The following is a 13,100-nucleotide window of genomic DNA, read 5'->3' on the forward strand; positions in this document are numbered from 1 at the left end:
AAAGTGTCACCCTCTCTATGATTAACTACGTGAATGTTTGTAGTGACTCATGAATATTAAGATTAAATTGATAAGTCCTACGGTGAGGCCACCTATCAGCGCATACAATCCAAGAGGTACAAGAAACCAAGGCTCATGCAGTATGCCGTCTTGTGAAACGTAAGAGGGGATGACTAAGAAAAGTATCGCACAGGTAATACCAATCAAAATTAAAATCATACTTACAATACTTAGACGTATGCGTTTGATGCTTTTTCCATCATTAACGAGTTTATCTTTAATAACGTCATCGCCTAAGATTAAATCATCGAGTGACAAGTGGAACGTTTTAGCGATATGCACAATTATTTCTATATCTGGTAAATATCTATTATTTTCCCAAGCTGATACTGTTTGTCTGGATACATTAAGCTGTTCGGAAAGTTGTTCTTGTGTGAGTTGATGTTCTTTTCTAATCGATTTAATTTGATTTCCAAAATCCATACGATCTTTCCTCCAATCTCTATATAGTTAGATTCTTCGTAAAAGCTGATGTTATGCGATTGCTAGCAACACTTTACACCTCCCGCAAGACATACTGTCACTCAAAACAGCTATGTCTTGTGATGCTTTCTTTTATAAATACATTCTATATTTGATAATAAAAACTTGAAAGAAGGCAGTTAATTGTCTAATAAATTTAGGAGGTTATATACAGATTATGAGTAAAAAAATATTTTTTTCAAGTATTTTTTGCATGATTTTCGGAATTTTAATGGGAGGTCTATTTATTGTTTTACCTAGTCGTGTCGATCAAGATGGCATCTTACGTGAGCCATGGTTTTTAGTGGAATTTGGTTTCTTATTTGTGGCATTAGGGATATTATTAATGTTCGTAACTGCCGTAAAATATTTATACCATCGCTTTGTACAGCATAAACAATAATGTTTTAAGAGACTAGAGCATAAATAAAGCATCTCATGTTGATAATTTAAATATCTAGTAATCTTTATAGAGCGGAAAAATAAATCAAATTACAAATTTTGGTTTATTTTCTCGCTTTTTTTAAAAACAAAAATAAGATAATTTACTAAAAAAGTAAAATTAATGTACAATAATATGTAAGCGCTTACTAATTTATTTGAATCATATTAAATCAAGCTTTTAAAAGGAGAATGTAAATGAAGGACAAAGTGATGATGATAACGGGCGGTAGTAGTGGCATGGGCAAAGCAATGGCGAAACGATTTGCTGAAGAAGGTGCCAAAGTAGTCATAACAGGTCGCTCATTAGAACGACTTGAAGTTGCTAAAGCGGAAATTGAACAATATGAAGGTCAGGTGTTATGTATAGACATGGATGTACGTGATCCAGAGCGTGTGCAGTATACAATAGATGAGACTGTAAAAACATTTGGACAGATAGATGGGCTTGTGAACAATGCAGCGGGTAATTTTATTTGCCCTGCAGAAGATTTGTCGATTAATGCGTGGAATTCAGTTGTAGATATTGTATTAAATGGTACTTGGTATTGTACACAAGCAGTAGGTAAAGAATGGATTAAACATGGTCAAAAAGGTCGTATTTTGAATATGGTTGCGACGTATGCTTGGAGATCTGGTCCAGGTGTTATTCATTCTGCAAGTGCGAAAGCTGGCGTCCTTGCTATGACGAGAACACTTGCCGTGGAATGGGGTTCTAAATATGGAATTACAGTGAATGCCATTGCACCGGGGCCAATTGAAAATACAGGTGGGGCAGGAAAATTAAGTCTATCTGAAGAAGCACGTCAACAGACACTAGATAGTGTACCAGTTGGTAGAATGGGTCAACCTGAAGAAATTGCAGGTTTGGCTAAATTCTTGTTCTCAGACGATGCGGACTATATCAATGGCGCTTGCATGACCATGGATGGCGGGCAATGGCTCAATCAGAATGCATTTTAATACTAAGAAAATTTTAAGCTGCTTTTACATATTAAATGTGAAAGCAGCCTAAAATTTTCATTTGAAATCCCAATAAGAGTATGTTACATTTTAATTGTGAATTATTGCCTTGCATGAGTAAACGATTACTCATGTTAATGGGGCGAAGAAAATTTTTTAAAAGAGTAAACGATTACTCAAGGCTATATAGGAGGTATATATGTTGGAGAAAAAAATGTTTCCATCAATGATGTGTGCAGATTTTGGTAATTTAAAAAATGAAATTATTGGTTTAGAACAGGCAAAAGTAGACGGTTTTCATATTGACTTTATGGATGGTCAGTTTGTTCCAAATTTCGGTATGGGATTACAAGATTTAGAATTAATTAGAAAATCTACATCATTAATTGTTGATGTCCATTTAATGATTAAAGATCCAGATAATTATATTGATTTGTTTGCTGAAAAAGGTGTAGATATTATTTATTTCCATCCCGAAACAGATTTACATCCTGCTAGAACTATACAAAAAATTAAAGATAAAGGTATTAAAGCTGGTATTGCAATAAATCCTAATACTTCTATAAGTACGATTGAGCCTTTATTAAATATAGTTGATTATGTTTTAGTAATGACTGTTAATCCTGGTTTTGCAGGTCAAAAATATCTTGAATTTATTAATGAAAAAATTGAAAAGCTTACATCAGAGAAGTTTAAATCAAAATATAACTATGAAGTAAATGTTGATGGAGCAATTTCTCCGGAGAAAGTAGATAGCCTAAGCAAGTTAGGTGTGGAGGGATTCATTTTAGGAACATCTTCTCTTTTTGGAAAAGAAGAATCATACAGTGATATTATTAAAAAATTAAAGGAATAGGAGTAATTATTATGAAAATTGGTATAGGAAACGATCATGTAGCAGTAGATTTTAAATATAAAGTTAAGGATTATCTTGAGGAATTAGGACACGAAGTTGTTGATTTTGGAACAGATAGTGAAGAAAGAACTGATTATCCTAAATATGGTAAAAATGTAGCAGAATCAATTGTAAAAGGAGAGGTTGATAAAGGCATATTAATTTGTGGTACTGGCGTTGGTATTTCATTATCTGCTAATAAAGTGAAAGGTATTAGAGCTGTAGTTTGTAGTGAACCATATACAGCGAAATTATCAAGACAACATAATAATACGAATATTTTAGCATTTGGTTCACGTGTTATAGGAATAGATTTAGCTAAAATGATTGTGAATGAGTGGGTTAGCACTGAATTTGAGGGTGGAAGACACCAAAATAGAATTAATATGATAGATGATATAGAAACAGAATATTTATGCTAGAAATAGATTTCTAGCATAAATAATTGGGAGTGATAGTTATGAATTATAAGGCAAGTGCACAATTTATTTTATCCAGCATAGGGGGAGAGCGTAATATAAACTCGGTCACACATTGTGCTACGAGATTACGTTTTGTTTTAAATGACGAATCTTTAGTAAATGAAGACGCCTTAAATGAATCTGATGATGTGATTCAAGCTTTTTCAAAAAGTGGGCAATATCAAATTATTATAGGAACAGAAGTTCCCAAAGTTTATAATGCTTTAACGGAAATTACTGAATCTAGCATTAGCGATAAAGATTCAAATGAAGATATTCAACAAAATAAAGGCAATTTAGTATCTAGATTTTTTAATACTGTTGCAGCGATATTCACCCCACTTTTACCAGCATTAGCTGGTGCTGGTATTTTAAGAGGGATATTACTTTTACTAGCACAAATAGGTTGGATTGATGAGGAGTCAGGAACGTATGTAATACTTTCTTCTACTTCAATGTCAATCTTTTATTTTTTACCAATAATGTTAGCGTTTACATCCGCTAAAAGGTTTAAGGTTAATCCTTATATCGCTGCTGTAATTGGAGCATCATTGATTCACCCAGACTTGATAAAATTGCTTGGCGATGATGGGAACGGTACGACTACATCATTCATGGGGATTCCAGTGATTCTTATGAATTATTCTTCAACTGTTATTCCAGCAATTTTAGCGATTTGGGCTTATTCTTATCTTGAAAGATTTTTGGAAAAATATATATGGCAGAATATGCAAATTATTCTTGTACCTTTAATTTCGTTCGTTATCATTGTCCCAGTAACAGTTACTTTGTTTGGTCCGTTTGGTGTTTATGTGGGCGAATGGATAGCAAATGCAATTAATTGGATGAGCGAATCTAATGGATGGCTCACTGGTGCTATTGTTGGTGGAGTTTGGAATATATTTGTAGTGTTTGGCTTGCAATGGGCAGTAAATCCAATAATGATTAGTAATGTCAGCACTATAGGTTTTGATAAAATAGTGCCATTAACTGCTGCTGCTAACTTTGGCATGGCAGGTGCAGTGTTTGCAGTATTGATAAAATCTAGAAATAAAAAAATGAAATCATTTAGTTTATCTGCGTTATTATCCATTTTCTTAGCGGGAATTACAGAACCAGCTATTTACGGAGTTGGTATGAAATTAAAGAGACCATTTATTGGTGCGCTTATTGGTGGTGCTGTAGGTGGTGCTTATATAGGTGGTATGGGTGTTAAATCTTATGCTTTTGTGTTTGGAGGTCTTACAACGCTACCCGCATTTGTTGGAGCAACCTTTGTATACTATATAATTGGTTTAGCAATATGTTTCGTGGCAGGGGCAATAGCAACATATCTACTAGGATTTAATGACGCAAGCATGGATACAAGTAAAGTAGATAATACTAGAAATTTTGAAAACAACAAGGATGAAAAAAATAAGAAACACAATCGCGATTCAAAACAGGTGATAGCTAAAAGTCCTATTAAAGGTGATGTGATTTCATTATCAGAAATTGAAGATGGAGTGTTTTCTAACAAACTATTAGGTGATGGGGTGGCAATTATACCTGAATCTAATGAAGTTTATGCTCCAATTTCAGGAGAGGTGGTAACAGTGTTCCCTACAAAACATGCTTATGGGATTCGTAGTTATAATGGTATAGAGTTGCTTGTGCATCTTGGTATAGATACTGTAGAATTAAATGGTGAGCATTTTGAGTCACTGGTAACTCAAGGTCAACATGTAAATCAAGGTGATAAGATTGCAACTTTTGATATTGAAAAAATCAAACCTAACTACAAAGTTGTTACACCAGTGATAGTAACAAACAGCAATGAATTTGACATTAAGTCAATCAATCTCCATAACAAAGTAAATAAAGATAAAGGTATAATTGATGCTCAAAAAAAACCAAATAAATGATTCAACGTATAAATATTGAGGTGCATGTATGATAAAGAAAAATTTATCAATTAAACAAATTGCAGAAATTAGTGGTGTATCGGTAGCAACTGTTTCAAGAGTTATTAATAAAAATGGCAGGTTCTCTAAAGAAACTGAAGAAAGAGTGCTAAAAGTTATTAGAGATAATAACTATAAAACGAACTTAGTGGCTAAGAGTCTAAGAATAAATCAAACTAATACAATTGGAGTTATTGTACCAGATATTAAAAATGAATTTTTTGCATCTATAGTTGCTGAAATAGAAGAATACTTCTTTGAAAAAAGCGGCTTTACAGTGTTCATTTGTAATACAAATGGTGAGCAAGAGAAGGAATTGGATTACTTGGCAAGTCTTGACTCTAAAGGCGTAGATGGTTTAATTTATATTTCGGGGAAAAACGATACACTTCATACTTCAGTTAGACGTGATATTCCTGTTGTTTGTATAGATAGAAAACCAGCAGTAGATCAAAAAATTGCAATTGTAGAATCAGATAATTTCAAAGGAGGATTTATAGCAACGCAATATTTGATTGATAAAAATTGTAAAAAGATTTTAATTTTAAAAAACAAAAATAATACATCCACCTCAATTGAACGCTATAAAGGGTATTGCAAAGCCTTAGAAAAAAATGGATTTGCAATTGATGAACGAGATGTTATTAATCTTGATAATACGCATTTCGATGATGCTAAAATGGTTATTGATGATTTGGTTAAAAAAGGATATGATTTTGATGGTATTTTTGCTACAAATGATTGGATTGCGCTTGGTGCATTACATGCATTGAAAGGTAATGATGTAAAAGTACCTGAAAATGTTAAAATTATTGGTTTTGATAATGTATCAGTATCTCGATATAGCTATCCAAGTATAACGACAATAGAACAAGATAAGCCACTTATGGGAAAAACAGCAGCAGAAATACTTTTAGATTTAATAAGTAATAAGAATGAATATAATAAAGATATGCATGTAACGTTGCCAGTATCTCTAGTTGAAAGAGAAACGACTTAAATAAGAAGCATTCATACTAAGTATGAATGCTTCTTAAGTTTAGTTATGCTGTTCTATAAACTTTTCTATTTCATCTTGAGTTGGTATGGCTTCTTGTGTTTTGGAACTTCTAATTTTAATTGCAGAAGCTATAGTAGCGAATTTTACTGATTCCTCTAAACTTTTACCATTATTTAATTCAGAGGTAAGTGCACCCGCAAAAACATCCCCCGCACCAACAGTATTTATAGCTTTAACATGATAAGCAGGGATAAAAGCTTCTATATTATCATTGTAAATAACAGATCCTTGGGCGCCGATTTTTACAATAACGGTTGCAACGCCCATCTTGTGAATAGCTTTTGCGGCTTCAAATGCAGTATCTTTATCAGTGACTTTTATTTTAGTGATGGTTTCTGCCTCTTGTTGATTTGGCGTAATAATATCTGCGTATTTAAGATATTGGATGTTGAATCCATCGGATGGTGCGGGATCTAACACTACAGTAATACCTTTACTTTTAGCTAGTTTTAATGCACTCAAAATGGAGTCTTTACTTGTTTCTAGCTGAAGTAAAAAATAATTAGCTTCTGTATTTTCAAATGCACATTCAACATCTTTTTTGTTGAGCAAATTATTAGCGCCTAAAGTGCCAAGCATTGTATTTTCTCCCGTACTATCTAATATGATGACGAAAGTTCCTGTCTCAACCTCTTGTTTTACTTGAATGTAGTCAGTATTTAAATGAAGATTCTTAAAATATTGTAGCATGTTTTGACCGTTATCATCATCACCAACTGCTCCGATAAAGCGTATGTCATTATTTAACCTTGATAATGTCAGAGCTTGATTTGCACCTTTACCACCGGTTTGTTTATTGATACTTTTTAACCATACTGTGTCACCATGATTAGGAAAGCTATTTGCATTAAGAAATATATCTTGGTTAATAGCTCCCATAGTAATAATTTCGTTAGTCATAATCAGCGCCCCTTAATAATAATTATTTCGTCGTTTCCCTCACAACTATTTTTGGTTCGTATTCAAATTTTATGATTTCATTTTCGTGTATAGATTTCATAATAGAATCTCCAATTTCACTATTTAATTGATTGACAGTCGTTAGACTAGGAGTCGTATATTGAGATAAGTGACAGTTATCATATCCAACTATTTGTACTTCTTTTGGAATAGAAACCCCCTCTTGGTAACACGCTCGAATAGCTCCTATAGCCATAGCGTCATTTGCACAAGCAATAGCATCGTATGAATTAGGTTTATTAATAGCATCAATTGTTAGTTCAAAACCGCTCTCGCAAGTAAAATCACCTTCTGACAAATATGTGTTGCCGTTCGTGATATACTGTTTGACGGCGTGTTGATAACCATTAAACCGATTGATTGATGATCGTTCATTCATTTTTCCAGAAAGGAATAAGATATGCTTACAATTACATTCCTTAATAAGATATTTTGTAGCCAAAAAGCTACCTTTAAAGTGATTTACAGATACAGCATTAGGGTGACTATCAATATTTGTTCGATCTATTGTAATGGCCTTTACTCCATTATTTTCTAAGTAATCAATATCTTTTTGCGTGACTGCTAGTGAATTAATTATTACGGTTTTAATATAATTATTAACGATACTTTCTAAGAAGAATGATAAATTTTCTTCACTATCGTTACTATTACATAAATAAAGTTTATATCCATATTTATTAGCGGAAGACTCTAATAAATTAACTAAGTCTGAAAAATATGGGTTGTTTAAATTTGGAATAATCAAAGCAATTAAATTTGAAGATTTATTAGATAAAGATTGAGCAATGTGATTAGGTTTGTAGTTTAATAAATCAATTATTTTTTTAACTTTTTCTTCTGTTTCTGGTTTAGTTCCAGGACGGTTATTAAGTATTCTAGAAACAGTAGCAGTAGAAACTTCAGCCATCTTTGCTACATCTTTTATCGTAACCATAAAATTTCACCTTCTTTATTGTAACCGATTACATTTAAGTGTATAAGTTTCTGAATATTATGTCAATTTAACTTGAATTCAAAGCAGTATTAGATTATTATGTAAATAACCATCTTTTGTAACCGTTTACAACAAAAGGAGGGAGAGCATGATTGATTTTATTAACAATATTTTCGAAAGTTTTATCAGTTTAGGCGGCCCGGCAATTATGTTTATAATCATTACTTTGCTTTCATTAGGATTTGGTGTTAAATTCTCTAAATCATTAGAAAGTGGAATTAGAATGGCAATAGCTTTAACTGGGATGACTGCTGCTATATCGTTGCTAACTGAAGCACTTGGGCCTGCTTTAAATGCTTTTGTAGAGTCTACAGGTGTGAACTTAAATATTACTGATTTAGGTTGGGCGCCTATGGCTGTCATTACTTGGGGATCAGTCTATACTTTATATTTTGCTCTTATTTGCATCATTACGAATTTAGTTTTGCTATTTTTTAACAAAACTCAAACATTGAATGTGGATTTATTCAACATTTGGAATATATCTATCATTGGTTTATTGATTGAATATTATGCACATAACATTATAATTACTAGTTTATTTGTTATTTTGATTTATATTTTTATGTTGAAAAATTCAGATGCATTAAAACCTTCGATTAATTATGTATTAAACTATGATAAGAAAAACGTTACTACTACTGCACATCCGTCACTACTTATCGCACCTTTTGTATTAATATTAGATAAAATTATTACTAGATATTTACCTTTTATTGATAAATATGATTTTAATGCAGAAACCTTGAATAGAAAAATTGGATTTTGGGGTAGTAAGTTTGCTATAGGTGTTTATTTGGGGGCGTTTATTGGAATACTTGGTCAGCAATCAGTGAAAGAAATTTTGACACTAGGTTTTACCACTGGTGTAGTATTAGAATTATTTGCATATATTGGTGGGTGGTTTGGTCCTGCTATCGGTCCTTTATCCGAGAAAATCAGTAAATTGATGACTTCAAAATTTAAGGATAGAAAGTTGTTCATTGGGATTGATTGGCCGATACTTGCAGCTAGTGCGGAACTATGGGCTGTAGTAAACATTTTAGCTCCATTATTATTACTAATTGCAATGTTCTTACCTGGAAATAATGTTTTACCACTTGGTGGTATTTTAATGACAGTATTAGTTCCTGCACTGTTACTTATCACTAAAGGCAAGGTAATAAGGATGACAGTGATTGGAACCATACTCATTCCACTATTTTTATGGGCTGCCACGATGATATCTAATTATCTAACAAATACATCTAAAAAAATAGGTGAATTTCCATCAGGACTTTCTGAAAAGCAAATGTTTTCATCTGTGGATTCAGATCCAATTGAAAAAATGTTGGGTGTGTTAATTGGTAGAGCTTGGGATACAATGGATTTAGCTCTTGTTACTTTTGCTATAGTGTCATTAGTGGCTTATATATTATTGTTTACATGGTATTTCAAAGCTATGGATAAGAGGAATGCAAATGGTTAAAATGCAATTTTAAAGACTTAAACAATATATTAACATCATATTTAAATTATTGTGAATTTCAAAGGAGTTGTTTGATGGTGCTGTTTACACAAGAGAATATAAATATTATAGAAGAAAAAATCGAATGGCAATCAGCAATTAAATTAGCTGCTCAGCCATTAAAAGATAATGGTTATATTGAATTGAAATATATTGATGCAATGATTGAAATAATAGATAGATTAGGTAGTTACATTGTTATTGCGCCACACGTCGCTATAGCACATGCAAGACCAGAAAATGGTGTGAATAAAATTGGTTTGAGTTTATTGAAAAATAATGTGCCAATTGATTTTAATCTAGATAAAAAAGAAATATTTGATGAAGAGAAAGAAGTGCATATTATTATTGTTCTTGCAGCTGTTGATAATAAAGAACATTTAGGTTTATTACAACAATTGTCTAAAGTAATCGATGATAATATAAAAATAGAGGAAATTATTAAGGCTGATAATGCAATAGACTTATCAACATTGATAGATAAATATATAAATTCTTAGGAGGAATCATTATGTTAAAAGTTGTAACAGTTTGTGGAAATGGAATTGGTAGTAGTTTATTGCTGAAAATGAAAGTAGAAGAAATTGCAAAAGAAAATGATTTAGAAGTGGATGTTGAATCGATAGATTCGAACGCAGCAGTTGGTAAAGATGCAGATTTATTTGTGACAGTTAAAGAATTAGCAAGTATTTTTAAAGAAAGTCAGAAAGTAGCTCTTGTAAGAAGTTATACTAATAAAAAGAAAATAACAGAAGATTTGTTAACAACAATGCAAGAGTTAAGTAAATAATTTATAGCAGGTGATAAAATGCAGATATTATATTTTTTTAAAGATTTAATTAGTGAACCAGCAATATTAATGGGATTGATTGCTATGATTGGTTTGTTAGCACTTAAATCACCTGGACATAAAGTATTTACAGGAACTATGGGTCCTATTCTGGGTTATTTAATGCTTACTGCAGGTTCAAATGTAATTGTAATGTCTTTAGACCCATTGTCTCAAATGATAGAGAAGGGTTTTCATATCAAAGGTGTTGTACCTAATAATGAAGCGATTACCTCTGTAGCTCAAGAAGTATTAGGTGTAGAAACAATGAGCATACTTATTGTAGGATTGGTATTTAATGTCCTAATAGCGCGATTCACTAGATTTAAGTATATATTTCTAACAGGTCATCATAGCTTTTTTATGGCATGTTTACTTTCGGCAGTTTTAGGAGCATTGGATTTCAAGGGAATAAGCTTAGTACTTATTGGTGGGTTTATTCTAGGAGCTTGGAGTTCAATATCGCCAGCTATTGGACAACGTTATACGAAACGTGTAACAGATAATGAAGATTTAGCAGTTGGTCATTTTGGTAGTTTAGGTTATTATTTAGCTGCTTATGTAGGTTCAAAAGTTGGGAAAAATAGTCCTAGCACCGAAGATATACAAGTAAGTGAAAAATGGAGCTTTTTACGTAATACCACTATTTCAACAGCTTTAACTATGATGATTATTTATTTGATTGCTGCTATAGCAGCTGGGAGTGAATATGTAGCAACTTTGTCAGATGGGAAGTCACCCTATCTATACGCAATAATTACAGGTTTACAATTCGCAGTTGGTGTTGCAATAGTATATGCTGGCGTAAGAATGATTCTTGCAGATTTAATTCCTGCATTTCAAGGTATTGCGACTAAAGTTATCCCTAATGCAGTGCCGGCAGTCGACTGTGCTGTTTTCTTCACATTTGCTCAAACTGCTGTAATAATTGGTTTTATTAGTAGTTTTGCAGGGGGCATAGTAGGAATGTTTATAGTCGGTATTACGGCTGGGGTGTTTATTATTCCTGGTCTCGTTCCTCACTTCTTCACTGGGGCAACGGCGGGCATCTTTGGTAATGCAACAGGTGGAAGAAGGGGGTCAATAATTGGTGCTTTTGTTAATGGCTTGTTATTAACATTTTTACCTGCAATGTTGTTACCGGTTCTTGGGGATTTAGGATTTAAAAATACTACATTCGGCGATATTGATTTTGGAGTGCTTGGTGTAATTATAGGAAATATTGGGGCATGGATGGGTCATATAGGTATTTACATTATACTTGGACTTTTACTAACTATTTTGATAATTCCAAGCATTATTTCTAATTCGAAGGAAGCAATAAATAATATTGATATAGAAGAATAATACTTACAATATTCAACTTGTACTAAGACAAATCGGACGAGTCATATCGTTTGATTTGTCTTTTTAATTCAACGCTATTGCTAATATATAATAAAAGTAACGGATTCAATTACAATTTATAAAACAAATTAACCTTATTCAATTGAAATAACAGACCATTTCTACTATGATATATACTTGTGTTAAAAAAATAACGAAAAATTATATCTTCGAAACTTTTTGGTTAATAACTGAAAAGTTTCTTTTTATGTCGTGCTTTCTAGCCGATCAATATAAATGAAATAAAACAGTAGGAATGAGTGATTTTCAAATAAAAGGAATGAGGTGTTATTGGGATGTTGTACAAAATCCATTTTAAAAATATATGTTTCTGTATTTTAGGAACATTTCTTATAGGTATAGGCATTAATGTGTTTGTAATTCCTGCTAATTTTGGGGAGGGTGGTACAGTAGGTATTTCGCTAAATCTAAAATATACACTAGGCTTATCACCGGCAATTACCTCACTAATTATAAATATGATATTAATTGCGGTAGGTTGGAAATATTTAAGTAAAACGACAGCAGTTTACACATTGATTACAGTAATTTCGAGTTCAATATTTTTAGGACTAACTGAATCATTTAATATGCAGATTGAATCTGATTTTATAAGCACAGTGTTTGGCGGCTTACTACTTGGTGTCGGTACTGGACTTGTAATCTCAGCGCGAAGTACATTAGGTGGCACATCTGTTATTGCTAAAATTATAAACAAGTATACTGAGATTAAAACTTCTCAAGCGTTGTTTATGCTTGATTCAATCATTGTGTTATCTTTCTTATTCATCCTTCCCGTGCAAAATGTTTTATATACCATTGTTATGCTTTTTATCGTTGAGAAAAGTATGTCATTTGTAATAGAAGGTTTTAATCCTAAAAAGGCAATTACAATTATTTCAAATTATAATAATGAAATTAGTAAGGGAATTAATAAAGAAACAGGTAGAGGTTCAACATTATTGAATGGAGTCGGTGGTTATGAACGAAAAGAGACGAATGTGCTTTATGTCGTTGTACCGCAAAACCAATTATCAAGAATTAAGAAAATCGTTAATGCTCACGACGAAAATGCTTTTCTTGTTATTCATGATGTGCGAGATGTCTTGGGGAATGGCTTTATGAAAGTACAGTAA

At 32.3% G+C, this 13,100-nt stretch carries 14 protein-coding genes; 11 read left to right on the top strand and 3 right to left on the bottom strand.

What is annotated here, in order from left to right; all coding sequences use genetic code 11:
- Nucleotides 1–21: 21 nt before the first annotated feature.
- On the bottom strand, nt 22–483 hold the full coding sequence (locus MHB47_RS00630) for a helix-turn-helix domain-containing protein (protein ID WP_340754294.1): 462 nt from the start codon (nt 481–483) through the stop codon (nt 22–24).
- Between the two features lie 217 nt (nt 484–700).
- Between MHB47_RS00630 and MHB47_RS00635 the strand changes: the two genes are divergently transcribed.
- The 6 genes from MHB47_RS00635 (at nt 701) to MHB47_RS00660 (ending at nt 6,225) form a co-directional block, all read left to right on the top strand.
- On the top strand, nt 701–925 hold the full coding sequence (locus tag MHB47_RS00635) for a DUF3955 domain-containing protein (RefSeq protein WP_340754295.1): 225 nt from the start codon (nt 701–703) through the stop codon (nt 923–925).
- 236 nt (nt 926–1,161) lie between these two features.
- Entirely contained in the window at nt 1,162–1,926 is a 765-nt protein-coding gene (gene fadH, locus MHB47_RS00640) for a 2,4-dienoyl-CoA reductase (protein WP_340754298.1), read from the top strand.
- Between the two features lie 199 nt (nt 1,927–2,125).
- Entirely contained in the window at nt 2,126–2,782 is a 657-nt protein-coding gene (gene rpe / locus MHB47_RS00645) for a ribulose-phosphate 3-epimerase (protein WP_340754300.1), read from the top strand.
- Nucleotides 2,783–2,793: 11 nt separating this feature from the next.
- Nucleotides 2,794–3,243: a ribose 5-phosphate isomerase B gene (gene rpiB / locus MHB47_RS00650; RefSeq protein ID WP_340754302.1), complete on the top strand. Its 450-nt coding sequence runs from the start codon at nt 2,794–2,796 to the stop codon at nt 3,241–3,243.
- A gap of 38 nt (nt 3,244–3,281) precedes the next feature.
- On the top strand, nt 3,282–5,186 hold the full coding sequence (locus MHB47_RS00655; protein WP_340754304.1) for a beta-glucoside-specific PTS transporter subunit IIABC: 1,905 nt from the start codon (nt 3,282–3,284) through the stop codon (nt 5,184–5,186).
- A 28-nt stretch (nt 5,187–5,214) separates the two neighbouring features.
- Nucleotides 5,215–6,225 (top strand): LacI family DNA-binding transcriptional regulator, encoded by a 1,011-nt coding sequence (locus MHB47_RS00660; protein WP_340754306.1) that lies wholly within the window; start codon nt 5,215–5,217, stop codon nt 6,223–6,225.
- Between the two features lie 39 nt (nt 6,226–6,264).
- Here the strand turns inward: MHB47_RS00660 and MHB47_RS00665 are convergent, their stop codons facing one another.
- Nucleotides 6,265–7,185, bottom strand: coding sequence for a PfkB family carbohydrate kinase (locus MHB47_RS00665; RefSeq protein WP_340754308.1), 921 nt, complete (start codon nt 7,183–7,185; stop codon nt 6,265–6,267).
- Nucleotides 7,186–7,207: 22 nt separating this feature from the next.
- Nucleotides 7,208–8,182 carry a LacI family DNA-binding transcriptional regulator gene (locus MHB47_RS00670; RefSeq protein WP_340754310.1) on the bottom strand — a complete coding sequence of 325 codons (975 nt, stop codon included), beginning with the start codon at nt 8,180–8,182 and terminating at the stop codon, nt 7,208–7,210.
- Nucleotides 8,183–8,330: 148 nt separating this feature from the next.
- Here MHB47_RS00670 and MHB47_RS00675 point away from each other — a divergent pair, with 148 nt between their 5' ends.
- The 5 genes from MHB47_RS00675 (at nt 8,331) to MHB47_RS00695 (ending at nt 13,100) form a co-directional block, all read left to right on the top strand.
- A complete protein-coding gene (locus MHB47_RS00675) occupies nt 8,331–9,710 on the top strand; it encodes a PTS transporter subunit IIC (protein ID WP_340754312.1) in 1,380 nt (459 codons plus the stop codon).
- A gap of 74 nt (nt 9,711–9,784) precedes the next feature.
- Nucleotides 9,785–10,249, top strand: coding sequence for a PTS sugar transporter subunit IIA (locus tag MHB47_RS00680; protein WP_340754314.1), 465 nt, complete (start codon nt 9,785–9,787; stop codon nt 10,247–10,249).
- A gap of 11 nt (nt 10,250–10,260) precedes the next feature.
- The gene (locus tag MHB47_RS00685) at nt 10,261–10,539 is read left to right on the top strand and encodes a PTS sugar transporter subunit IIB (RefSeq protein ID WP_069821131.1); all 279 of its coding nucleotides are present in this window, start codon (nt 10,261–10,263) and stop codon (nt 10,537–10,539) included.
- An 18-nt stretch (nt 10,540–10,557) separates the two neighbouring features.
- Nucleotides 10,558–11,925, top strand: a complete 1,368-nt coding sequence (locus MHB47_RS00690) for a PTS ascorbate transporter subunit IIC (protein ID WP_340754316.1) — start codon at nt 10,558–10,560, stop codon at nt 11,923–11,925.
- Nucleotides 11,926–12,260: 335 nt separating this feature from the next.
- A complete protein-coding gene (locus MHB47_RS00695; RefSeq protein ID WP_002511677.1) occupies nt 12,261–13,100 on the top strand; it encodes a YitT family protein in 840 nt (279 codons plus the stop codon).

This window comes from Staphylococcus sp. FSL K6-3157 (assembly GCF_038005145.1).
Taxonomy (GTDB): Bacteria; Bacillota; Bacilli; order Staphylococcales; family Staphylococcaceae; genus Staphylococcus; species Staphylococcus equorum.